Annotated in this window: 24 protein-coding genes and 1 pseudogene; 15 read left to right on the top strand and 10 right to left on the bottom strand. The window is 45.3% G+C overall.

The genetic code is table 11. From position 1 onward, the window contains the following. Window position 1 precedes the first annotated feature (1 nt). From EO132_RS09640 to EO132_RS09580, 13 genes are all read left to right on the top strand, one after another. The gene (locus tag EO132_RS09640; protein WP_127137642.1) at window positions 2–451 is read left to right on the top strand and encodes a nuclear transport factor 2 family protein; all 450 of its coding nucleotides are present in this window, start codon (window positions 2–4) and stop codon (window positions 449–451) included. 105 nt (window positions 452–556) lie between these two features. After that, the gene (locus tag EO132_RS09635; protein ID WP_127137641.1) at window positions 557–2,185 is read left to right on the top strand and encodes a carboxylesterase/lipase family protein; all 1,629 of its coding nucleotides are present in this window, start codon (window positions 557–559) and stop codon (window positions 2,183–2,185) included. Window positions 2,186–2,220: 35 nt separating this feature from the next. Next, a complete protein-coding gene (locus EO132_RS09630; RefSeq protein ID WP_127137640.1) occupies window positions 2,221–4,371 on the top strand; it encodes a pyrroloquinoline quinone-dependent dehydrogenase in 2,151 nt (716 codons plus the stop codon). A 163-nt stretch (window positions 4,372–4,534) separates the two neighbouring features. After that, a complete protein-coding gene (locus EO132_RS09625; RefSeq protein ID WP_127137639.1) occupies window positions 4,535–5,269 on the top strand; it encodes a carboxymuconolactone decarboxylase family protein in 735 nt (244 codons plus the stop codon). A gap of 31 nt (window positions 5,270–5,300) precedes the next feature. After that, entirely contained in the window at window positions 5,301–6,377 is a 1,077-nt protein-coding gene (locus tag EO132_RS09620; RefSeq protein WP_127137638.1) for an alpha/beta hydrolase, read from the top strand. Continuing rightward, window positions 6,367–6,852 (top strand): cupin domain-containing protein, encoded by a 486-nt coding sequence (locus tag EO132_RS09615; protein WP_127137637.1) that lies wholly within the window; start codon window positions 6,367–6,369, stop codon window positions 6,850–6,852. The genes EO132_RS09620 and EO132_RS09615 overlap by 11 nt, the downstream gene beginning before the upstream one ends. A gap of 20 nt (window positions 6,853–6,872) precedes the next feature. Next, complete coding sequence (locus EO132_RS09610; RefSeq protein WP_127137636.1) at window positions 6,873–7,472, top strand: flavodoxin family protein; 600 nt, start codon at window positions 6,873–6,875, stop codon at window positions 7,470–7,472. A 91-nt stretch (window positions 7,473–7,563) separates the two neighbouring features. Continuing rightward, complete coding sequence (locus EO132_RS09605) at window positions 7,564–8,025, top strand: (2Fe-2S)-binding protein (protein ID WP_127137635.1); 462 nt, start codon at window positions 7,564–7,566, stop codon at window positions 8,023–8,025. A gap of 19 nt (window positions 8,026–8,044) precedes the next feature. Further along, window positions 8,045–10,306, top strand: a complete 2,262-nt coding sequence (locus tag EO132_RS09600; RefSeq protein WP_127137634.1) for a xanthine dehydrogenase family protein molybdopterin-binding subunit — start codon at window positions 8,045–8,047, stop codon at window positions 10,304–10,306. Window positions 10,307–10,361: 55 nt separating this feature from the next. Then, window positions 10,362–12,596: a xanthine dehydrogenase family protein molybdopterin-binding subunit gene (locus EO132_RS09595; protein WP_127137633.1), complete on the top strand. Its 2,235-nt coding sequence runs from the start codon at window positions 10,362–10,364 to the stop codon at window positions 12,594–12,596. Window positions 12,597–12,741: 145 nt separating this feature from the next. Further along, complete coding sequence (locus EO132_RS09590; RefSeq protein ID WP_127137632.1) at window positions 12,742–13,725, top strand: aldo/keto reductase; 984 nt, start codon at window positions 12,742–12,744, stop codon at window positions 13,723–13,725. A 13-nt stretch (window positions 13,726–13,738) separates the two neighbouring features. Then, entirely contained in the window at window positions 13,739–14,098 is a 360-nt protein-coding gene (locus tag EO132_RS09585; protein ID WP_127137631.1) for a helix-turn-helix domain-containing protein, read from the top strand. Between the two features lie 182 nt (window positions 14,099–14,280). Further along, the gene (locus EO132_RS09580) at window positions 14,281–14,634 is read left to right on the top strand and encodes a putative quinol monooxygenase (protein ID WP_235856427.1); all 354 of its coding nucleotides are present in this window, start codon (window positions 14,281–14,283) and stop codon (window positions 14,632–14,634) included. Window positions 14,635–14,777: 143 nt separating this feature from the next. Here EO132_RS09580 and EO132_RS09575 read toward each other — a convergent pair. From EO132_RS09575 to EO132_RS09560, 4 genes and pseudogenes are all read right to left on the bottom strand, one after another. After that, window positions 14,778–15,116 (bottom strand): annotated as a pseudogene (locus EO132_RS09575) (ATP-binding protein); the annotation flags it as partial. A 108-nt stretch (window positions 15,117–15,224) separates the two neighbouring features. Continuing rightward, window positions 15,225–16,091, bottom strand: coding sequence for a sigma-70 family RNA polymerase sigma factor (locus EO132_RS09570; protein ID WP_127137630.1), 867 nt, complete (start codon window positions 16,089–16,091; stop codon window positions 15,225–15,227). 17 nt (window positions 16,092–16,108) lie between these two features. Further along, window positions 16,109–16,843, bottom strand: a complete 735-nt coding sequence (locus EO132_RS09565) for an NYN domain-containing protein (RefSeq protein ID WP_127137629.1) — start codon at window positions 16,841–16,843, stop codon at window positions 16,109–16,111. A 4-nt stretch (window positions 16,844–16,847) separates the two neighbouring features. Beyond that, window positions 16,848–17,042, bottom strand: a complete 195-nt coding sequence (locus tag EO132_RS09560; protein ID WP_127137628.1) for a small ribosomal subunit protein bS21 — start codon at window positions 17,040–17,042, stop codon at window positions 16,848–16,850. Window positions 17,043–17,878: 836 nt separating this feature from the next. Here EO132_RS09560 and EO132_RS09555 point away from each other — a divergent pair. Together EO132_RS09555 and EO132_RS09550 are read left to right on the top strand one after the other, a co-directional pair. After that, the gene (locus EO132_RS09555; protein ID WP_235856426.1) at window positions 17,879–18,859 is read left to right on the top strand and encodes a fatty acid desaturase family protein; all 981 of its coding nucleotides are present in this window, start codon (window positions 17,879–17,881) and stop codon (window positions 18,857–18,859) included. Window positions 18,860–18,929: 70 nt separating this feature from the next. After that, window positions 18,930–19,127, top strand: coding sequence for a cold-shock protein (locus EO132_RS09550; RefSeq protein ID WP_127137627.1), 198 nt, complete (start codon window positions 18,930–18,932; stop codon window positions 19,125–19,127). A 382-nt stretch (window positions 19,128–19,509) separates the two neighbouring features. Here EO132_RS09550 and EO132_RS09545 read toward each other — a convergent pair whose 3' ends face one another. The 6 genes from EO132_RS09545 to EO132_RS09520 all read right to left on the bottom strand — a co-directional run bounded on the left by EO132_RS09545 (window position 19,510) and on the right by EO132_RS09520 (window position 23,910). Further along, window positions 19,510–20,358, bottom strand: a complete 849-nt coding sequence (locus EO132_RS09545; protein WP_127137626.1) for a prohibitin family protein — start codon at window positions 20,356–20,358, stop codon at window positions 19,510–19,512. 145 nt (window positions 20,359–20,503) lie between these two features. Next, the gene (locus EO132_RS09540) at window positions 20,504–21,199 is read right to left on the bottom strand and encodes a M15 family metallopeptidase (RefSeq protein WP_127137625.1); all 696 of its coding nucleotides are present in this window, start codon (window positions 21,197–21,199) and stop codon (window positions 20,504–20,506) included. Then, window positions 21,165–22,250, bottom strand: coding sequence for an alanine/ornithine racemase family PLP-dependent enzyme (locus EO132_RS09535; RefSeq protein WP_127137624.1), 1,086 nt, complete (start codon window positions 22,248–22,250; stop codon window positions 21,165–21,167). The genes EO132_RS09540 and EO132_RS09535 overlap by 35 nt, the downstream gene beginning before the upstream one ends. Then, window positions 22,247–23,326, bottom strand: coding sequence for an N-acetyltransferase DgcN family protein (locus EO132_RS09530; RefSeq protein ID WP_127137623.1), 1,080 nt, complete (start codon window positions 23,324–23,326; stop codon window positions 22,247–22,249). The genes EO132_RS09535 and EO132_RS09530 overlap by 4 nt, the downstream gene beginning before the upstream one ends. After that, complete coding sequence (locus tag EO132_RS09525) at window positions 23,323–23,544, bottom strand: hypothetical protein (protein WP_127137622.1); 222 nt, start codon at window positions 23,542–23,544, stop codon at window positions 23,323–23,325. Before EO132_RS09525 ends, EO132_RS09530 begins: the two co-directional genes overlap by 4 nt. Window positions 23,545–23,577: 33 nt before the next feature. After that, window positions 23,578–23,910, bottom strand: coding sequence for a cupin domain-containing protein (locus EO132_RS09520; RefSeq protein ID WP_127137621.1), 333 nt, complete (start codon window positions 23,908–23,910; stop codon window positions 23,578–23,580). Window positions 23,911–24,119: the final 209 nt, after the last annotated feature.

The following is a 24,119-nucleotide window of genomic DNA, read 5'->3' as shown; positions in this document are numbered from 1 at the left end:
CATGAAACGACTTTTACTGATTTTTCTGTGCTGTACGGTAGGCAACCTTTGGGCGCAGGATTCCGATATTACAAATGAGATAAAGAAGCTGTCCAAGGCCAAGTGGCAATGGATGGCCGATAAGGATGTAGATCGATTGGCCGAGCTCTTCCACGACAAGTCCAAATTCGTCCATATGAGCGGTTCTTGGAAAAAAGATCGCGAATTGGAAATCATTGAGAGCGGCAGTATTTGGTACAAAAATACCATAGTGCACGATGTGGCCGTGGAAACCTTCGGGGACGATACCGCTATCCTCTGGAACCGTATCACCTTGGAAGCCCATGTACGGGGCAATGATGTATCCAATGAGTTTACGGCCACCGAATTCTATAAAAAGGAAGGGGATGCCTGGAAATTGTTGGATCTCACGTTCAGCAGTGTCCGGGATACCCATCAAATCGAACATTGAACCGACAGGGTTCACTAAATCTTTTAGACCCAAGAGCATATGGACAACGTTCATCCAAGGGGTTGGGGGTAATACAATTAGAGCACATTAAATAAAGAAAAACAAATGAAAATAAGTATTATGGGTTTGCTATTGCTGTTCAGTGTGGTGATGGGGGCCCAACAAAAGGGGCAAGATACCGATTTGGTAACCACGGAGTCGGGTATCCTGAAAGGGGTTCAAGTCAATGATGTGGTCAGTTTTAAGGGGATACCCTATGCGGCACCGCCCGTCGGGGAGTTTCGTTGGCGTCCCCCACAACCCGTATCAGCTTGGACTGGAGTACGTGAGGCCTCTACTTACGGGCCTGATTGTGCGCAGTCCGGATGGGGCGGAGCACCTGGTAGTATTGTCGAAGGCTCATCCGAGGATTGTCTGTACCTGAACATATGGAAGCCAGCCGATGCCACAGCCAAGGATAAGTTACCGGTCATGGTTTGGATCCATGGTGGTGGATTTACAGGTGGGAGTGGTTCCGGGGCCGGAATTGCCGGCGATGCCTTTGCGGAGCAAGGGGTGGTCTTGATCACCTTCAACTATCGGTTGGGCCGATTGGGCCATTTTGCCTTTCCAGCCCTTAGTGAAGAGCATCCCGGGGAAGCCAAGGGCAGCTATGCCTATATGGACCAGATAGCTGCCCTGCAATGGGTGCAGCGCAATATCAGTGCTTTTGGAGGCGACCCAGATAACGTGACGATATTTGGATTTTCGGCAGGAGGGGTATCGGTACATTCCTTGATGACCATTCCCGATGCACAAGGTTTGTTTGATAAGGCCATAAGCCATTCCGGTGGGGCCAGGGACGGGGTGTTGACCGGTAGGCCGATCCGTGAAGAGAATGCGGATATTTTCTATAAAGAGTCCGCGGAGACCATTGGGATCAACTTTGCCAAAAAACATGGTGTCGAGGGAACGGATGCCGCAGCCCTTGCAAAACTGCGTGCCCTCCCAGTAGAGGAGATCGTTGATGGTGGTCAGGAGACCGATGGACAAGGAGGTCCCCGTATCTATTCAGGACCTATTTTGGACGGTACATTGGTGGTGGAGACCGCTGAGAGTGCCTATATGGCGAACCATCAGGCGAAAGTGCCCTTGATGATCGGTTCCTGCAGTGCAGAGGTCGGGGGCAGTTTTGTCAACAACTCCAGTACCAAGGAGGAACTTTTTGCCCTGTTCGGTGATTTGGGCGAGGAGGCCAAATCTGTATACGATACCAAAGGGGACAAGGAGTTTGCGGAGGTAATCGCCAAGTTCAATACGGACTGGGTATGGGCCGAACCCGCACGTTTTACGGCCAATACCTTTGTGGCCGCAGGAGAACCGGTCTATTTCTATCATTTTGATTTTGTTTCCGATCCCATGAAGGAACGGATGCCCTATGGCGCCGGACATGGAACCGATATATCCTATGTGTTCAATACCCTGGATGCCCGTTGGGGAAATCCCGAAAAGACAGCGGAAGATGAGAAATTGGCAGAAACCATGAATACGTATTGGGCCAATTTTGCCAAGACCGGAAACCCCAATGGGGAAGGTTTGCCGCAATGGCCCGGATACACCCCTGAAAACAATATGATATTGGACATACAGTCAAATGGTGTGCCTGTGGGCAAAGTGGATCCCAGAAAAGCACGATTGGATTTGATAGAAAAGGCGGTGAAAATACGGGAGAAATTGCAATCAAGGGGGATATAAACGATTTGGAAAAAGAATTAAGGAAAAACACGACCATGGAAATCAGATTGGAATATTGGAGAACATACGGAATGGGCCTTTTGGCGCTATTGGTGCTGGCCGGTTGTAAAAAGGAGGAATCGGAATGGGACAATACATGGACCGCGTATAAAGCGGATGCCAAGGCAACCAGCTATTCCCCTTTGGATCAGATTACGGTTTCCAATGTCAACAATTTGGAGAACGTGTGGTCCTTTCATGCCGATGACGTGGCCGATGGGGAAGAGCCTGTGGTATCCAGCCAGGCAAATCCCATCATCATCGATGGTATCATGTATGCCAATTCCAGAAGCCAGACGGTTTATGCGATCAATGCAGCGACCGGGGAAAAGATTTGGGCCTTCAAGGCCCTTGGTGAGGATGAACCCACTGCTGCCAGTCGTGGCGTGACCTATTGGGAGGATGGTGATGATAAGCGTATCCTGTATTCCGCGGGCAACAACTTGTTCGCCATTGATGCAAAAACGGGGAAAGCGATCACTTCTTTTGGTGAAAATGGCAAGGTCAACCTGAATGTAGGCGTTCGGGACAATCCCGATGAAATATCGGTCACCTTGACCACACCGGGAAGTATATTCAACGATTTGATCATCATTGGATCTAGATTGCCCGATTTTTATGGAGCACCTCCAGGATATGTCAGGGCCTATAATGTGAGGACGGGCGAGCTCGCATGGACTTTCCATACCATTCCCCATCCTGGTGAACCCGGCTATGAGACCTGGCCACCGGATGCCTATAAATATGCCGGTGGCGTAAATTGTTGGGCAGGGATGAGCATCGACAAGGAAAGGGGCATGGTCTTCTTGGCCTTGGGATCCCCCTCCTATGACTATTATGGGGCCGATAGGATCGGTGCCAACCTATACGGCAATTGTGTGTTGGCCTTGGATGCCACAACGGGACACTATAAATGGCATTTTCAGACGGTACACCATGATATATGGGACTACGATTTGGCCAGTCCCCCCAATTTGGTGACCATCAACCATGATGGAAAAGAAATCGATGCTGTGGCCCAAGCCACGAAACATGGCTTCATCTTTGTTTTGGACCGTGAAACAGGGGAACCCATCTTTCCTGTCGAGGAGCGGAAGGTGCCCGAATCCCATCTCCCCGGTGAAGTGGCCTTTGAAACACAACCCTTCCCCTTGAAACCCGCACCCTTTGTGCGGCAATCGATGACGGAGGAAGATTTGAACCATTATTCGGATGCCGATTATGATTCTATATTGAAAACGTTCCGTTCGGTACGATATGAGGGGCTCTTCACACCACCAGATTTAAAAGGGACGCTTTCCCTTCCAGCGACAAGGGGTGGCGCCAACTGGGGAGGCCTGGCCTATGATCCAGATACCGATTACCTCTATATCAGGGGCAACAACCTGCCTGAAATACAGACCATTGTGGATGCGGATAAACATTTTGCCGCACAGAACAATACCCGATACGAATTGGGAAGGGTCACCTACGAAAAGCTTTGCGTGGCCTGTCATGGTGCGGATAAAAAAGGGGTGGGGCCTACTATTCCTACCTTGGTAGATCTCAAGGACAGACGCTCCGAAACGGAGGTCCTTGACAAGATCCGTCAAGGCGGTGGGATGATGCCCGGTTATAAAGGCGTGTTGACAGAACGTGAGGAACGGGGCGTTTTGGCCTATTTGTTCGAATTGCAAGATGCCGCTACGGAGGATGAAATAGAAGAAAGTGGGGAAGAAAAACCAGTGAGGTATATGAACATCACACCATATCGCACATGGAGCGATCCTTCGGGCAATCCAGCCATGAAGGGTCCTTGGAACACCTTGAACGCCTTGAACTTGACTACAGGGGAATACGAATGGCAAATTCCCTTGGGGAACGATGAAAAACTGCAAGAGGAGGGAGGACCTGAAACCGGCCTATTGGCGCGTTCAGGGCCCATGGTGACCGCAGGTGGCCTGGTGTTCATCAGCGGTGCCGATGATAAAAAATTATGGGCCTTTGACAAGAAAACGGGGAAAAAGGTATGGGAACAGGAATTACCTGCGGCCAACAATGCCAACGTTTGCTCCTATTTTGTGGATGGAAAACAATATGTGGCCCTATCCGTGGGAGGAACCAAAGAAAACCCATCCGGTTCGATCATGGCCTTTGCACTGCCTTAGGAGACAGGAAGATGAACACACCTTTTTAGGTGTAGGAAGCATTGGAAGCCCCAGAGGAATGGTTTTATGGCTCAAGAAGATGCTGGGCATTCCAAGCTTCCACATCCTTAGAAATGAGGTAAAAAGTGAATTATGAATGAATTAATAACAAAGAAATAGGATTATGGGAAAGGAACGAATGAAAAGTATTGTATGTCTTTTTTGTTGCCTGGCGGGCCTGCAGGGTTTACCGGCGCAAACGGAGGCAGGACCTTCGGAACTATTGGACGAGAAGCAAAAGAGTATTGTCAAGATCGCTTCCTTCACCGCACAGGGTAAAATGGAGGAGCTCTCGGTGGCTCTGGACCATGGTTTGGATGAGGGGTTGACCGTCAACGAGATCAAGGAAGTATTGGTACATCTCTATGCCTATAGTGGTTTTCCGAGAAGTATCAGGGGACTCCAGACTTTTTTGGAGGTGATCGAAAAGAGAAAGGAACAGGGCATTCAGGATGATTGGGGCAAAGAGGCCTCACCCATTGTGGATTCTAGGAGCAAATACGATAGGGGCATTGAAACCTTGGAGGAATTGGTATTGGCCAAAATGGACGGGCCCAAACCTGCCTATCAGCAATTTTCCCCAGAAATGGATGTATTCCTGAAAGAGCATTTGTTCGCAGACCTGTTTGAAAGGGATGTATTGACCTATGCCCAGCGGGAGTTGACGACCATTTCGGTTATTGCCAGTCTGGGCAATCTGGATCCCATGCTCAGAGGTCATATGAACATATCCCTGAATGTCGGTCTGACGGCTGCACAGTTGGAGGAATTTGTAAAACTTATTGAGGTTACGGCCGATCAAGAAAAGGCCGACGATGCCCATAACGTATTGGAAGCCGTTTTGGCGGCAAGGGAATAAGATTGTAAAGAAAAAGAGAAAAGAAAAAGAGATGAAAAAGACACAAATTTTAATGTTAATGATGATGATCGCTGGGGCCGTGGAGGAAACAAGGGCACAGCAGCTACAGAATCCGTTTGGATTGGTATATGCAGGTGCCATTTCGGAAAACAAAAGAGGAGCGGTGAACATACACCCGGTGACCTATGAACGTTCCGGCATTACAGTGGCCGCCAATGTATATACCCCGCCGAATTTTGATGCGGACCACAAGTATCCCACTCTGGTGGTGGCCCATCCCAATGGAGGGGTAAAGGAACAGGTGGCGGGCCTTTATGCCCAACGATTGGCGGAACTGGGCTTTGTGACCATAGCGGCCGATGCCGCCTATCAAGGGGCCAGTGGAGGGGAACCCCGAAATGTGGACACACCCCACAATCGCGTGGAGGATATCCATGGGATGGCCGATTTTATTTCGAAATACAAAGGGGTCGATCCAGGGAACATTGGGCTTTTAGGCATTTGTGGCGGAGGAGGATACTCCTTGAAGGCGGCACAGTCGGACAAACGCTTTAAGGCCGTTGCCACGTTGAGCATGTTCAATTCCGGAGAAGTACGGCGCAATGGTTTCTTGAAATCCCAAGTGGAGAGTATCCAGGAACGATTGGAGCAAGCTTCCAATGCAAGGGAACAAGAAGCCAATGGTGGGGAAGTATTGTATGTAGGGAAAGGAACACCTCCCTTAACGGAAGAACAGATTGCTGCCATGCCCTTCGATCTCTATAGGGAAGGGTATATCTATTATGGGAAAACCCATGCCCATCCCAATTCGGGTGGAGGGTATACCATGAGCAGCCTATTGGAACTCATGACCTGGGATGCCACCGATGAAATTGAATTGATCGACCAGCCCTTATTGATGATCGCCGGGAGTAAGGCAGATACCTATTATATGACGGACAAAGCCTTTGAAAAGGCTGTCAATGCCAAGACCAAGGAGTTGTTCTTGATCAATGGGGCCACCCATATCCAAACCTATTGGAAACCGGAGTATGTGGACCAAGCGGTGGACAAACTGGAAGCATTTTATAGAAACAACCTTGAAATTTCCCAAAGCAATGAACTGTAGGCTGTATTTATGTTATGTCCTTATGGGTTTGGCCATGATCTCTTGTCAACAACGAAAGGATACTTCCGCTTCGATGGAGGGAGATGTGCAACACGAACGGGTGTTTGATAAGGGCAATAAGATCTCCAATGATAATTTTACTGGGACCGCTTGGTTGCAAATGTTGGTGGATGCCGATAGCATCAACCAGAACTCGGTGGGCAGTGTCACTTTTGAACCTGGCGCCAGGACCAATTGGCATTCCCATCCCAATGGTCAGATCATATTGGCCTTGTCTGGGAAAGGGTTTTACCAAGAGGAAGGGAGTCCGAAAAGGATCTTGAAGAAAGGGGATGCCGTTAAATGCCCTCCGAATACCCCACATTGGCATGGGGCGAGCACAGGCGAAGAATTCGTGCAGGTGGCCATCACCAGTAGGATAGATGGCCCGACACAATGGTTGGACAAGGTGACGGATGATACCTATCTAAAATAAGTCCTAAAGAAAACAGGAAGATGGCAAAACGCATGTTGGTCTTATGGGTATCGTTGTTGATGGTTCAGGGCCTGTCCGCCCAAAAAAGTTCCGTGGACTCCGAGCGGATATTGATCGTTTATCTTTCCCGTACAAAGAACACGAAGACCTTGGCTGAAATCATCCATGATAAAATGGGCGGGCGATTGGAAGCCTTGGAATTGGTGAACCCCTATCCTGAAAATTATAGGGCCATTGTGGAACAGGTGGCAGCGGAAAACAGAACAGGGTATTTACCCCCATTGAAAAATAGATTGGATATGGAAAATTACGATGTGGTGTTCCTAGGGTTCCCCACTTGGGGGATGCAGTTGCCACCACCCATGAAAAGCTTTCTCTCATCCCATGATCTAAAAGGAAAAACTGTCGTACCTTTTAATACCAATGGAGGGTATGGTATCGGAAGCTGTATCCAGACCATAAAGGAGCTTTGTCAAGGAAGTACCCTGCTCAAGGAGCTGTCCATCAAAGGGGGTAGTGAACGGGACGGTATTTACTTGGCGATCAAAGGGCAACGCAAGAAAGAAGTGGAGGGTATGGTCCAATCTTGGTTACATGCACTTCGAGTGTTATCAAAATAGAAAAAGGGAACTCCTATCCAAAATGGAAGGGGTTTGAATTTAGTAGGTCTTTTCGGCACAAATTATTTATTTTCATAAAAAACAAAGGATTATGGCAAATTTCAATCTGAACATCAATGGGAAGTCACATACGGTGGACGTAGATCCCAGTACCCCCATGTTATGGGTCCTACGGGACCATCTGAACTTGGTCGGGACCAAGTATGGCTGCGGTATCGCCCAATGTGGTGCCTGTACGGTCCATTTGGATGGTACGGCGACCAGATCTTGCATGTTGACGGTTTCCATGGTCGGCAATTCTGAAATCACCACCATTGAAGGTTTATCGGAAAATGGGGACCATCCCGTACAGAAGGCATGGTTGGAAGTGGATGTGCCCCAATGCGGGTATTGTCAGGCCGGACAGATCATGACGGCCTCGGCACTATTGCAGAAGAACCCCAACCCCAGTGATGAGGAGATAGAAATGGCCATGAACGGGAACATCTGTCGTTGTGGGACCTATATAAGGATCAAGAAAGCAGTGAAACTGGCTGCGGAAAGTAACACATAGACCATTAAAGGACAATAAGATGAGTGTAATGAAAACGCATATAGGGAGAAGGGCTTTTATCAGGAACACCAGTTTGGCCAGTGGTGGGCTGGTGCTTGGCTTTAGTCTATTGAATGCCTGTAAACCAAAGGACGTGAAGACCATGGCGGCCTTGGAAATGCCCAAGGAATGGTTTGAGATGAATGCTTTCCTAAAAATAGGGGATAATGGGGTAGTGACCATTATGTCTCCAAACCCGGAGTTTGGTCAAGGGGTAATTACCTCTATGCCCATGATCGTGGCGGATGAACTGGATGTGGATTGGAAAAATGTTTTGGTAGAGCAGGCCAATTTCGATCAAGAGGAATATGGATGGCAGTTCACTGGAGGCAGTCAGGGCATTAGACGTCGTTGGGAAGGCCTGCGTATGGCCGGGGCAACGGCAAAGCAAATGTTGGTGGCTGCGGCAGCGGAGACCTGGCAGGTTCCGGCATCTGAGATTACCGTTTCCAATGGAGTGCTGAGCCATACCGGTTCGGAGAGGTCCGCAGGCTATGGTGAGATGGCTTCAAAGGCTTCAAAATTGGAGGTTCCTGAAGAGGTTTCCTTGAAGGAAGTGAAAGATTTTACGATTATCGGAACTTCCCAAAAAAGTGTGGAGAACCAGAAAATTATTACCGGAAAACCTTTGTTCGGACTGGATTATCAGTTTGATGGGGCCCTTGTTGCCATGGTGGTCCACCCACCGGCATTTGGACTCCAATTGAAATCCTTTGATGGGTCGCGGGCCGAGTCAATGCCTGGCATCACAAATGTTTTTAAGATAAAGACCTTGGAAGAGGATTTTGCCAGGGGCTATTTTGATACCAATGCCTTTACCGATGTGGTCGCCATTGTGGGCAAGAGCACTTGGGAAGTGATGAATGCCAAAAAACAATTGGACGTGCAATGGGAGCCCATAGCAGGTTCCAAGTTTAAAATGGACCGTTTTGGTACCCAAGTGGATGTGGAGGTTCCCAGTGGACTGGAAAGTACGGAAGGCCATTATACCCAAATGGATGAAATGGCCACCAGATCGGGTACGACCACCCGTAAGGATGGAGATCCCGAGGGGGTATTTGCCTCAGCGGCCAAAACGTTGGAACGTTCGTACACTTGCCCTTTTTTGGCGCACAATTGTATGGAGCCCATGAACTTTTTTGCCCATGTGACCGAGGATATGGCCAAATTGGCCGGTCCTTTGCAGGCACCGGTATTGACCGCTCCGACCGTGGCGGCCCGATTGGGCATGCCCGTTGAAAATGTTGAGATAGAATTGACCCGAATGGGTGGTGGATTTGGAAGACGGGCCTATGGCCATTATGCCGTGGAGGCGGCCCTGATATCCAGAGAGGCACAGGCTTCTGTGAAGTTGGTCTATACGCGGGAAGATGATATGACCTTTGGTATTTATCGTCCTTCTTATCAGGCTACCTATAAGGCGGCTTTGGATGAGAATAACAATCTAGTGGCCTTTCAGGTCAAAGCAGGGGGTATCCCCGAAACACCCCTTTTTGCCAACCGGTTCCCGGCAGGTACCGTCGACAATTATTTGGCGCAACAGTGGGAAATCAATTCCAACATTACCATCGGGGCATTTAGGGCACCACGCTCCAACTTCATGGCAGGTGTGGAACAGGCCTTTTTGGACGAGGTGGCCGAATTGGCAGGGAAGGACCCCATTGAATTTCGATTGGAACTTTTACAGCGTGCCAAGGACAATCCGGTAGGGGAGAACAATGAGTACGATCCCGAACGTTTGGCCGGGGTATTGCGGTTGGTACGGGAAAAGTCCAATTGGTCCCAAGTGCCATCGGGTACCCATAGAGGCGTATCCGCTTATTTCTGTCACAACAGTTATGCCGCCCATGTGGTCGATGTGGTAATGGACGGGGAAACACCCAAAGTGGAAAAAGTGGTCTGTGCCATTGACTGTGGTATCGTGATCAATCCGGATGCCGCGGCGAACATGGCCGAAGGTGCCATTGTGGACGGCGTGGGAAATGCGATGTACGGGGAGCTTACCTTTAAAGACGGTAGCCCGCAACAAAAGAATTTTGATACCTATAAAATGATACGACATGCCGAGGCACCAAAACATATCGAGGTCCATTTTGTGAAAAACGAGGTAGATCCCACGGGAATGGGGGAACCTCCTTTTCCTCCTGTATTTGGAGCCTTGTCCAATGCCATCTATAAGGCCACGGGCAGAAGGCATTATAGACAACCATTTGCTACGGACAGACCTCCATTGGTCGGATAAGAGTATCGAATCTCAAACTATTAAATAAAACGGGTAACCAAAATTCTTTGTGACCATGACAACAACTTCTTCTGCACTATCAAGACGCTCTTTTATCAAAGGTTCAGCGCTTGCTGGTGGGGGTTTGTTGTTGAGTTTTAACTGGCTTGCATCCTGTAAATTGACCCCGGAAGAGGCCAGGGCCTTGCCCAAGGAATGGTTCCAGGTCAACGGATTTTTGAAGATCGGGGACAATGGTATGGTGACCATCATGTCCCCCAATCCGGAAGGAGGCCAAAATGTCAAGACCTCCATGCCCATGATCGTGGCGGAGGAACTCGACGTCGACTGGGACAAGGTCATCGTGGAGCAGGCCCCTTTGGATACAGAGGCCTTTTCCTTTCAGTTTTTAGGGGGAAGCCAAGCCATACGTCGTGGATGGAACGGTTTAAGGACGGCCGGGGCATCTGCGAGGCAAATGCTCAGAGAGGCTGCTGCACAGGCCTGGAACGTGCCGGTTGGGGAAATCGAAACTTCGTCTGGCACCCTTCACCATAAGGGCAGTGGCAAATCGGCCGGATATGGGGAATTTGCCAGTGCCGCGGCACAGTTACCTGTACCCGAGTCCGTGGCACTCAAGGATATTACTGATTTTAAGATCATAGGGACATCCCAAAAAAATGTGGATGCGAAAAAAATTGTGACCGGCCAACCCTTGTTCGGGATGGATACCCAGGAGGAAGGGATGCTTCTGGCCATGATCATTCATCCCCCAGCCTTTGGAATGAAATTAAAGTCCTTTGATGCTTCAAAGGCCAAGACCATGCCTGGAATCCGGGATGTATTCAAAGTGAAGGTTTTGGAGGATGATTATGTCCGACAGCATTTTGATACCTGTACTTTTTTGGAAGTAGTGGCCGTGGTTGGGGAGTCCACGTGGGATGTGATGAATGCCAAAAAGGCTGTTGAGGTTTCTTGGGAACCTTTTGAGGCCTACTCGGAGGAACGGGTACCCTACGGAGGTCCGGCGATGACCTTGAACATTCCCGCAGGTTTGGAGAACAGTGAAGATCATAGGCAAAGCATGGAGGAGATGGCAATGAAGGGAGCTACCGTTGCCCGAAGGGACGGAGACCCTGAAGCTGCTTTCCGTGGTGCGGACAAAGTATTGGAACGAACGTATACCGCACCATTTTTGGCCCATAATTGTATGGAGCCGATGAATTTTTATGCCCATGTCACCAATGAAAGTGCCCTGCTGAAAGGTCCCTTGCAAAAACCTGAACTTACGGAACATGCGCTATCGGAACGCTTGGGAATGCCCATAGAGAATATCGATATCCAGATGACCCGATTGGGTGGTGGTTATGGACGCAGGTCCTATGCCCATTGGCTCATCGAGGCTGCTTTGATCTCACGTGAGGTCAATGCCCCTGTAAAGTTGGTTTATTCCCGGGAAGATGATATGACAGGGGGCATCTACCGTTCCACCTATCATGCCACCTACCGTGCCGCATTGGACAAGGACAACAATTTGATCGGGTTCCATGTCAAAGCGGGAGGTATTCCAGAAAGCCCCTTGTATGCCAATAGGTTCCCTGCAGGAGCCGTGGAGAACTACCTTGCTGAAAGCTGGACCATCAATTCCAATATTACCATTGGTTCCTTCAGGGCGCCCCGTTCCAATTTCATGGCCGGGGTCGAACAGTCCTTTTTGGATGAATTGGCCGAATTGGCAGGGAAGGACCCCATTGCCTTTCGACTGGAGTTGTTGGAAAGGGCCAAGAACGATCCAGTTGGGGAACGAAATGATTACGATCCCGAACGCTACGCCGTGGTATTGGAACTGGTCAGGGAAAAGAGCCAATGGAAAGACGGTCCCTCTCAAGATAAAAGAGGGGTTTCCGCATATTTCTGTCACAATTCCTATGCAGCACATGTACTTGATCTGGCGGTTGACAATGGAAGACCCATGGTCCAAAAGGTTACCTGTGCCATTGATTGTGGTATTGTGGTCAACCCTGATGCAGCACAAAACCTGGCCGAGGGAGGTATTGTGGATGGAATCGGAAATGCCTTGTATGGAGAATTGACTTTTAAAGATGGGGTTCCGATGAAAAAGAACTTTGATACTTATCGCATGATTCGGATGACGGAGGCACCAAAACAAATCGAAATCCATTTTGTGGAAAACCAAATCGACCCTACAGGATTGGGAGAGCCCATGTTCCCACCGATATTTGCGGCCCTTGCAAATGCCCTTTACCAACAGACCGGCAAGCGACAGTACGACCAACCTTTTACCATTTGATTTTTGGATTGCTATTGTGGTCGGTCCATTTACTTTCCTTGAATTCTATTCTTTCCCTTTTTTATATAAGTGAAAATGGTAGTAATACCAGTATTTTATATACTTCTTAGGCAGACCCTCAGCCTTATTTTTGTAAAAAAAGGGTATGGAATCAAGGGTATTGGGAAAAGAAGGACTGGAGGTATCTTCTATTGGACTTGGATGCATGGGACTCAGCTTTGGTTATGGTCCCGCAACCGAAAGGGGACAGGGAATACGATTGATCAGGGAAGCCTATGAACAGGGCGTGACCTTTTTTGATACGGCGGAAGTTTACGGTCCTTTTGAAAATGAGCGATTGGTAGGGGAGGCTCTTGAACCCGTTCGGAATGAAGTAGTGATTGCCACCAAGTTCGGTTTTAAGGATGGTGATTCCAAAAAAGAGCTGGACAGTCGGCCGGTACGAATCCGGCAGGTAGCAGAGGAATCCCTAAAAAGATTGCGCACCGATGTCATCGATCTGTTTTACCAACACCGGGTGGACCCAAAGGTGCCCATGGAAGATGTGGCTGGGACGGTCAAAGATTTAATTAAAGAAGGTAAGGTGAAGCACTTCGGTCTTTCCGAAGCAGGGGTGGAATCCATTCGAAGGGCCCATGCCGAACAGCCCATTACGGCATTACAGAGTGAGTATTCGTTATGGTGGAGAGAACCCGAAAAAGAAGTGCTACTGGTCTTGGAGGAATTGCAAATCGGTTTTGTTCCATTCAGTCCATTGGGTAAAGGATTTTTGACCGGAAAAATTGATGCTAAAACAAAATTCTCCGAGAACGATTTTAGAAACATTGTTCCCCGGTTCTCCGAGGAAAATAGAAAGGCCAATCAAGGGCTGGTTGATGTATTGAATGCCATTGCCTTAGTAAAGGAAGCCACTCCTGCACAGATTTCCATAGCCTGGCTTTTGGCACAAAAACCCTTTATCGTTCCTATTCCAGGAACAACCAAACCACATCGTTTAAAAGAGAACATAGGGGCTGTCGATATAAAATTGACTGAAAAGGATTTGGCTGAACTGCAACAGGCCTTACTGGAAATCGACATTGTGGGGGATCGTTATCCTTCCCATTTGCAAAGCAGGGTTGGTAAATAGGGGAACGGTTCTTATGGATATTGGAAAGCAACATACAAAAACAACCCAATTAGTCCAACGTTTCCTGGGTCTATTGGAAAACCAATTCCCGGCGCAACGGAACCATCATTTGGAACGAAGACCTTCGTATTATGCGGAATGTTTGAAGGTGCATGTAAATTATTTGAACAAAGTACTAAAGCGTCACTTGGGTAAAACAACGACCCAGATGATCTCTGAAAGTGTTTTTAGGGAAGCAAAGCGATTGTTAAGGGAAACCCCTTGGAGCGTTACCGAGATTGCTTTTACCCTTGGTTTTTCGGAGCCCAACCACTTCAGTCATTTTTTTAAAAAAAGGGAAGGTCGATCGCCTGTCCAATTTCGTGGGGAATGATGCTATAAAACAGTACTTTTATCATAAGTCACCAAATACCTATCTGGAGATTGGTTCTTAAGGTGACTTTTGAACATTTTATTGTAGCTAATTTATTTTGAATCATGAAGTCCTTTTTTTATCTATGTCTTCTTTTTATTTCAATGAATGTCCATGGTCAAGATGCATCAAAAAATATTCCTGTGAATAAGGACCCTTCAAATATGCTTATCCGAATAGCGGAAATTGAAATTTTCAATGATTATATCGATCAGTACCTTGAAATATTGAAGGAGGAATCGGAAGCATCCGTTAGATTGGAACCAGGGGTACTATGTATCTATCCCATGCAGGAATCCGAACGACCCGATCAAATAAGGCTTTTGGAAATCTATGCGGATTCAACGGCCTATCAGTCCCATTTAAAAACGCCCCATTTTCTGAAATATAAGACCAGTACGTTGCATATGGTAAAGTCGTTGGCATTGATCGATATGAAGGCCATCGATGGGGAGAGTATGTCAAAGTTATTTGCCAAGATCAACACTCTGGATTAATGTCCTTCTCAAGCTTTTTTGGTTTTAGTACCTTGTAATTGTATGCTTTAGCTGGATAGGTCGGTCAATGTATACCACCTGCGGCGGATGAAAGTGAGAAGTGCAAATCAAGTGCACGAGATCAACTCATTTTGGTGCTGAAGTTAATGTTTATTTTTAATTTTTTTCCTCATAGATTCCCCTTTAATGTCCACCCTGTGCGCCGAGTGCACCAGACGGTCAAGGATGGCGTCAGCGATGGTTTTTTCCCCGATGACATCGTGCCATGCCTCGACGGGCAGTTGTGAGGCTATGATGGTGGATTTTTTGCCGTGCCTGTCCTCTATGATCTCCATCAATAAGTGCCTGGTGATGTTGTCCAACGGTTTCAGGCCGAAGTCATCCAGTATGAGCAGGTCCTGTTTTTCAAGCTTTCCAATGAATTTTAGATAGGACCCGTCCGCCTTTGACGTTTTGAGCAGGGTAAAGAGCTTGGCCGTGTTTAAAACATTTTGTTTTTAGGCAGCTTAATGTGAAAATTCGATCGGTTTTATAGAGTTGCAATGGCTTAATGCGACAGAACCAAAATTTATTTTTTGCTCAAAAAGCACTTATTCCAAATACTGCTTCAAAATTTCAATTTTAGTAGAGCTCCTTAACCGGTTCAAAGCCTTTACCTTTATTTGTCTTACCCTTTCTGTTGTGAGGTCTAAATGAAAGGCAATTTCTTCCAATCCCATGGAATCTTCTGCCCCAATCCCAAAGGACATTTTGATAATATAGGCCTCCCGGTAGGACAAAATCTCCAAAATATCATCGATTTCCAGCTGCAACGATTGATCTAACAACTTTTGTTCCGGACTAACAAACTCATTGGAATGCATTGTGTCGTGTAAACTTAATCCACCATCTCCGATCTTTAGGGGTTCATCCATGGAAAGGGGCCAAGAAGAGTGTTTTAAACAAATTTGAATTTCTGTTATTGAGAAATCGATCAGTTCTGAAATTTCCTCTGCCGTTGGCAACCTTTGATGCATTTGCTCGAAATGGGAAGAGACGTTGTTTATCTTGTTGATCACATTTATTTTGTTCAAGGGCAATCTGACCATCCTTGATTTTTCGGTAAGTGCCTGTATGATTCCTTGGCGTATCCACCATACCGCATAGGAAATGAACTTGAAGCCACGCGTCTCATCAAATTTGGATGCCGCCCTGACCAAACCAACATTCCCTTCATTAATAAGATCATGTAAATTTAGACCCCTTGATTGGTATTGTTTCGCCACGGAAACAACGAATCGCAAATTGGCCAACACCAATCTTTCCAGAGCCACATTATCCCCCTGTCTTATACGAACGGCCAGATCAACCTCTTCCTCTTCGGTAATCATCGGAATACGGCTTATATCACCAAGGTATTTGTTCAAGGAAAGGGTATCCCTTGCTGTAATTTGCTTTGAAATTGAAAGAGGTCTCATAGAGGTTTTGTTTTTCGTTAGACAATCGTCCTTACATAAATCAGGTTCCCATTGCCCTTTGGATTTTTCCTGGACCCTATTTCAATTTGACCGATGGATTTGACCAAAGGTGTCAACTTTTTAAAACCGTAATTCCTAGCATCAAAATTGGGCTGTTTCTTTTGCAATAATGTGCCCACCTCGCCCAGGAAGGCCCAACCTTCCTCATCCTCCACATCGGCAATGGTGGAAAGAATAAGATCGATAACCTTTGGGGTAATCTTATCAATTTTGCTTTTCTCATTTTTCTCTGGGGCGTTGGATTCCCCTATCTGAGTCTTATGAAGTATCTCAAGGTATATGAACTTGTCGCATGAAACGATAAAGGGATCTGGGGTCTTTCGTTCCCCAATACCAAACACTGTCATCCCTGCCTCTCTTAGCCGTATGGCCAGCCGCGTAAAATCACTGTCGCTGGAGACCAGTGAAAACCCATTCACCTTTCCAGAATATAGAATGTCCATCGCATCGATGATCATAGCACTGTCCGTTGCATTCTTGCCGGTGGTATACCCATATTGTTGCACAGGGGTAATGGCATTTTTTAGAAGGACATCCTTCCATTTTCCCAAACTTGGCTTTGTCCAATCACCATAAATTCTCTTAATGCTTGGATTTCCATATTTGGCAATCTCTTCCAACATTTCCTTCACATATTTGGAAGGAATGTTATCACCGTCTATTAGGACGGCTAGGTTTAAATCTTTGTCCATAAAATCACTCCTCATTCTTTTTTAAATATTCCTTTCTATGTATTGCCTTTTTCAGATTCTCCCTCTTCTCCTCGGATTTTTTGGTAAACTCCTTGTTGTCCCTGATACGTTTCAACTGTTGGGTGTTCCTCACCTTGTTCCTATACCTTTTTAAGGCCCTTTCTATGTTCTCGCCTGGAACTATCTTAATTATCAGCATATTGTTCTTGTTATTAATAATTATTTAAAAAATGCCATTAAGGCCAATAGTTGCACATTGGACTCTTTTCAGAGAAATGGCGGATTCCCTGGCATATACAACTTTGGACTTTGACCTATCTAGGCTGGCCTTTAAAATGTGAATATTGGTTCAAGCAAAAAATAACTAAGAAGTGGCCCTTTGGGAATTGTAAATGGGAAAAGAGAGGGCAATCTTTTTATTTAAGGATTGGAGCAATCATCGTCCATAACCCGTGATGCGCTGTAAAGGAAAGGATTTAAATTGGAACTGAACTCGTTTGTTCTGTTTATTTTATGATAAGGAATAATCCTATTTTCAATGTGAAAAATCATTTTTTGATTCCAATGGCAATTCAATCTGTAAAACAATTCGCACCTCAAAATACTTATTTTCAACAATTAACACAGTATTGGGGAATGCTGACCAAATAAATAGTAAGTTTGTGAGGTTAAAATTCAGAAAGCCCAAGTCAATTTAGTCTTCGCAGATCCTCGATTCATTTTCAGCTCTCTTCTTTTTAATTTATAACGTAGTCAAATATTTTAAGCCAAACGTTAAGGATGGTGACGCCTGTGTGGATTAGGGCAATAATGTAACGGTCCCCATATTTGGATAATTCTTCAACATGCCCAAGCCAATTGCGCTTATCAATTATCCCTTTATATCATATGCGTGAACAAGACCGAACCGCAATTAACGGCACTAACAAGCCAAGATTTTCAAAAAGTTCAAATTCTGATTTTTCAAAAACCCTGAGAAACCGGGTCAGCACCTATTTTAAAACAAACAATATCAGTAGACATGCCAACAAGAGTATGGTTTTGAAGACCATGGTCATGCTCACTGTTTATTTTGTCCCCTTGATTTTCATAAACATAGGGATGGTTACCGCTCCCTTGTTACTTTTTGGTCTTTATATCATAAGTGGAATAGGAATGGCGGGAATAGGAATGGGCATTATGCACGATGCCATCCATGGATCTTACTCCAAAAATCAAAAAGTGAACACATATCTTGGGTACACCATGAACCTCATAGGTGGTAATGCCGCTGTTTGGAAAATCCAACACAATGTACTCCACCATACCTATACCAATATAGAGGGGGCAGACGATGACATTAACGCTCCTTTTTTTCTTCGATTCTCCCCACATGCCAAAAAAAATGGACTACACAGGTTCCAATACTTGTATGTATGGTTCTTTTATGGTCTATCCACGGTCTCTTGGATAACCACCAAAGATTTCATAAGACTCGATCGGTACCGGAAAATGGGGTTTTTCAACAAAAAGAATGGTTACAGAAATGCGCTCATGAAGATTGTTGGATGGAAGTTGATCTACTTTTCGTATGCCTTGATCATACCTTTGTTTGTTGTTCCCCTGGCCCCATGGATCATCATCCTGGCCTTTCTCAGCATGCATTTTGTTACAGGTCTACTGATAAGCATCGTATTTCAAGTGGCGCACATCATGCCGAACACGGAATTTCCACTGCCTAATGAAGATGGGATGATTTCAAGTGACTGGGCAGACCACCAATTGGCCACAACAACTAATTTTTCTCCCAAGAGCAGGATATTTTCATGGCTGATTGGCGGGTTGAACTATCAGGTGGAGCATCATCTATTGCCCAATGTCTGCCATATACATTATAGAAAAATATCTGGTATCGTAGCGGATACTGCCAAGGAATTTGGGATTCCTTATAATACAAAAAGAACATTTATCGCCGCCATTATCGACCATGTTGGAGTTTTACGAAAGTTAGGGAAGGTACAACCTGTTCATACCTGATAGAGGGGTGATAATAAAACAACAAATAAAAACAAACATTGAATAGAATATTAATATTAAACATAAAGTAATGCGAGAAGGAACAGTAAAATTTTATAACGAAGCAAAGGGTTTTGGTTTTATTCAGCCCAATGACTCCAATGATGATGTATTTGTGCACCAAAGTGGTCTCATAGATAAGATCCGTGAAAACGATAAGGTGAAATTTACAATGGAAAGAGGCCAGAAGGGCATGAATGCCGTAAATGTCGAATTATTGATCAGTTAGATTCTATAATCCAAGTACAATAAAAACCATCTTTTAAAGATGGTTTTTTTATGGGAATTTTTTCCAATTCATCGTAAACCCTTTACCAAAAAAGAACAGGCCTCGGTAACCTTGGAATTCTGATCTGTCATATACTGATCAAGCTAAAAAAAATGCCAGAACAGTTGTGCAAACTGAAATGAAAAGAGTGGTTGAATTGAAAGTGCCATATAACAAATTATGGGCCAATTTTCCTCCAAGTTTCATGGAATGATCATAGTAATTGTATTGGTGTTTTTCAATCATAAGATATCTATAAAACCCTCTAATACCTCCAATTATGAAGTGAATCAATATAAACTTAGTGATTATCGTCTCCATGTTTAAATCCAATGATGATCAATTATCTGTTCCTAATAACATCTCCCACACCAATAAAGGGAATGGCGCCTGCACCTGTTACTTGGGGCAAGATCCCATTCCATTTTTCTATGGCCTTAAGGTTTGCTTCTATCTTCCTGAGTTCGATTAGGTCGGGTGAAATATTCATTTTCTGTAACCGAAGTGCCTCTGCTTCGGCAGTTGCTGCAGCAATGGTCTGCTCCGCTTCGACTTTTATCCTATCCAGGTCCCTTTTTGCCTTCAATGCATTTTGTTCAGCGGTTTGTTTTGCCTCAATCGCATCGGTAAACGTCTGGGAAAAACTAAATGAGATGATAGAAAAGGCATCAACGGATATGTTCGAAACAAGCAATCTAGAAGTAAGGGCTTCTTGCATTTCCGAGCTTACCGCCGGTCTTTTGGTAATCAATTCTTCTGCGGTATACTTGGCCGACACTGCTTTCATTACCTCTTGAATGGCAGGGTCGATAATACGCTCCTTAAATTCCACCCCAATGGTTTGATAGACCAAATTAGCTTTATCGGGTATAATGTGATAATTAAGTGCAACAGATAAATCCACATCCTGAAGATCTGAGGATGAAGAAGCGGCATCTGTCATGATTTTTTGAATTTTCACATCCATGGGAATCACAGTTTGTACTACTGGTATTTTGAAGTGAATCCCTTCATTCAATACCTTATCCTGTACCGCCCCGAAATTTTGGACAACACCTCTTTCACCTGCCCCAATCTGCACCCATGGTTTAAATACAATTAGGAGTACCGCCAATATGGTAATAATGAACAAATTTCTCCATTGACTCTTTTTCAGTGCATTTTTTATTTCTCTTATAGGGTCATTATCCATAGTAATTGTGTTTAATTGCAAAGATGGGATTTCACATCCCCAAACTGTTACACCGAACCAAACCAATCTTGCATAAATCACAGATTGTCCAATGGGGGCAAAAAACTATCTGTCCATTGTCTGATCCCTTGAAAGCTTATTTTATTTACATTATCGGGCCATAAATGGCATATTCCTTTTCTTTTCCAATGGCCCACATGACATCACCATAATCAAAATGCCAATATTCTTTAAGATCACACACAAAATCTTCATCTTCAAACAATCCGATCAACAGGGCCCTATTCTTCTTCGCTTCAGGGCCAATGCCCGGGTGATAGGGGTAACATTGCTTTGAGAGCTTGATTTCCAGCCCAGTATTCGTTCCAAAGTCCATGACACAATCTTGAACGGCATCATAGATCAATGCATCTATTGCACCGCCTGTGGTATGCATTGACTCTTTGGGCGGAGCAATAAAATGGCTGACCATCTCTTCGATCTCTTTCAAAGACTTTTCAGGATGCGTCCTTTGCATTCTTCCAAAGGATATAAATTTGGTTTCCCAAAGTAGCTGTTGATGTTCAAAGGACCTCCATGCAGAACGGATGATCAAGGTTTTATTTTGCGCATGTAATCGTTGACTTATACGGGCTATTTTTTCGATCATATCCTCCCGGACGAGATATTGATAATCATCCATGAACGAAGGTTCAAAAATCAAATCAAGACCTGTCTCTTTTAAGCTTTTAAGGGCGGTGTGATTTTCCCGGATCGGAATGGTCGGGGCCAAGATCTTGTTTCGGGCATCTTTGGCTTCCACAGCTTCACAATACTTCTTGGCATTCATGATAGTTGACATGGTTTTTTGTTATGTGTGTGGAGTTCAGTCCTCTCAAGAGGGCATTGTAGTCAAGGTCGAATGTCACGGTATCCCCCACCTTTAAATTTGCCTTATTGTTATCTACCACAATATGATCGCTACTTGCCCCTAAAATGGTCACATCTTGTTTTGGTACAATTCCTGAAACCAAAACATCCTGTTGGCCAATACCTAAAATGGCCCTGTACATCAAGCCCAAATTTTTGAAACGGGGGATTTCACCGTTCATGTTTTGATAGGCTTTACCATAAGGTTTTGATGGTTTTTGTTTTGCCTCTATTACCTCGGTCACAAGGGTAAATATATCGGTGAAAAGCCCAGGGATGGGTTCCCTGCAAAGTGCTTCCCTACCCAGAAAAATGGATTCTCCCAAACGCAAACTGTTAATTCTGCCCAGTTTTTTTGACGATTTGAACCAATGATAGTTTGCGGAGTTCCCCCCGGACACAATATCCAGGGAAATATTGAACTTGTTTTCTAAATGTACAGCTATGGAGGATAGCTCGGTCATCTTATCAAGGTCGGGGGCTATTCCATTGAAACACGCAAGGTTTGTACCGATCCCAATCAAGACAATTCCTTGCAAGCCAACCACTGCTCGTACCATATTCTCCATTTCCGAAGGCATGATTCCTTCACGCAGATCTCCAAGTTCCACCATTAGGATCACTTTATGGATACTATGATTTTTCAAGGCATGCTTTGAAAGTTCCTTGAGCACTATGAGTTCCGAATTCAAGCTGATATGTGCATGGGCGACCACTTTCTCCACTTGGCTGAGTGCGGGTGACCTGAGCAACATGTACTGTGCCCTTATACCGGCTTTACGCATTCTCAATATGTTTTCCAATCTGGAGTCCGCAAGGATCTTGATGCCATTGTCCACCAAGATCCCAGCGATGGTCGGATCTCCACCAATGACCTTGGTTACACCTATTATCTTGATGCCCTTGGAGCCATATAGTGTTGTCAATTTTTGGACGTTATATGCAATTTTCGCAGAATCGATATCTATTCTCGGAAGGTTCAAACGGGCACCGATTCCCTTGCAAGCTCCGGAAATGTCCGGAGCAATGCTTTTACCAATTTATCGCACCCATACTTCAAAACATCCGTGACGGGCAGATTAAACTCGGATTCATATCGCTTAATGAATTGGCTTATTTCGGCATTGTCCATCTTTTCATGGTTGATGGTAATGGCCATAACCCTGGCTTTGGAGAACATCTCTATCATTTCGATCTCACCTACCAGCCCCAACATTGGAATTTTCGGATAATCACAATAGCTTTTTCGCTTGGGGGGGTGTTGTAAAATAATGGCATCGGGCATTGCACCTCGCAGGATGGCGCTAGAAGAGGTAAATGCGGGATGGCTCAACGCCCCTTGACCTTCCACTACAATGATATCGGGTTCCTCTTTCTCACAGGCATTCAGAATGGCATGCTCAACTTCTCCCGTGGCAAACCCAGAGGTCAGTACGTCCACTGCCACCCCATATTCGGAACCTTGGAGGAGGCCCGTTTGACCGGTGGTGACAAAAACGGCATTCAAGCCTTCATTCCGAAGCGCCTCCACCAAAAACAAGGCAGTGGTTCTTTTGCCGACCGCACAATCAGTTCCCATGACCGTTACGATCGGAACCTTTATGTATTGGATATGTCCAGTAAAATTGTGGAGGATTTCACGTGCGGGCGGCTTTCGCACATCTTGGATGGCCACTCCATATTCATGGGCCATTTGGGCAAATTGCGGGTCATCGTTGAAAAATTCGGGAAGGCCATTAACGATGTTCATCCCATTTTTGATAGCCATAAAGATAACCTCTCTTTGTTCATTGCTTAAAAACGAAGCGAGTGGTGCGATACCATAGATAAAGTATTTTGGGATCCTGCCCAATTCTTCCAATGCACTTTCAATGCTCTTAAAAATTGGAATTGTGTTTTTCACGCCATCAAGATACTCTCCTGCATCTTGTCCGGCTTTGGTACTGTCCACTACCCCAACAATGGCATACTTTTCCGATTGCCTAATGAGTCCATTGGCCACTTTGCCGTCTATATTCCCAAATTCACTTTCACAATAAACCAATGCGCTTTCTTTCATAATGTCAGTTGTTCAACTTTAATAGTAGATAGAGTACCTATATACGGTCTAAGCTCGCTATCGAAATAAACCAGTTCATTTGCGGCAGTGTTGTTCTGGATGGCACAGTAATAGACCTTTCGGACATACAATCGTACAACAAGAATGACACTGGGCCTTACCTTTGCATAAACAAGGTCTCCTTTTTTATATCTTTTTTCCATGTAATCCTTTTTCATTGTATATGCTTTTGTGTAGATGAAATAAACGGGTCATTCATTTTTTATAGTGGTACATAGCATCTTAAACTTATGATTTGCTTCAAAGGAGCAGGGTATAAATGCAGGGATAATTATGGAATCCCCTCTCCGCATAAAAGTAGAATTACCGTTTATGACCACCTCGGCCTTTCCTTCAATGATATGGATGAATCGAACAAAAGGGGATTCATTATGGGACAAAACCTTGCCAAAATCAAATGCGAATGCTTGTATGATACAGTTGTTCTGGACACTTATGTTTTTTACCACGATGGCATTGGAATTGAACTCCAGTATATCCGCTAGGTTAAACGTCTTGGATTCCTCAAATTCACCCTTTTCCATAATTAAATAATTTAATATTGGTCCCTTCCTGCTATTCCGACCTATTTTTGGCGTTGCGCTTGGCCTTTTTTGCCGCCTTTTTTTCTTTAGGGGTCTTTGAAGGTGGTGTTTTTCCCGACTTTTTCTTTCCTTCTCTTTCTTTTGACATAGTGTGTTTATTTAAGTTGTCATTGCTTCATGGCAATGTGCTTGCCAGCATGAGCATTGTT

Source organism: Flagellimonas oceanensis (assembly GCF_003992595.1).
Taxonomy (GTDB): domain Bacteria; phylum Bacteroidota; class Bacteroidia; order Flavobacteriales; family Flavobacteriaceae; genus Flagellimonas; species Flagellimonas oceanensis.
Note: the sequence above shows the minus strand (reverse complement) of the source record. Positions and strands in the feature narration are given on the sequence as shown.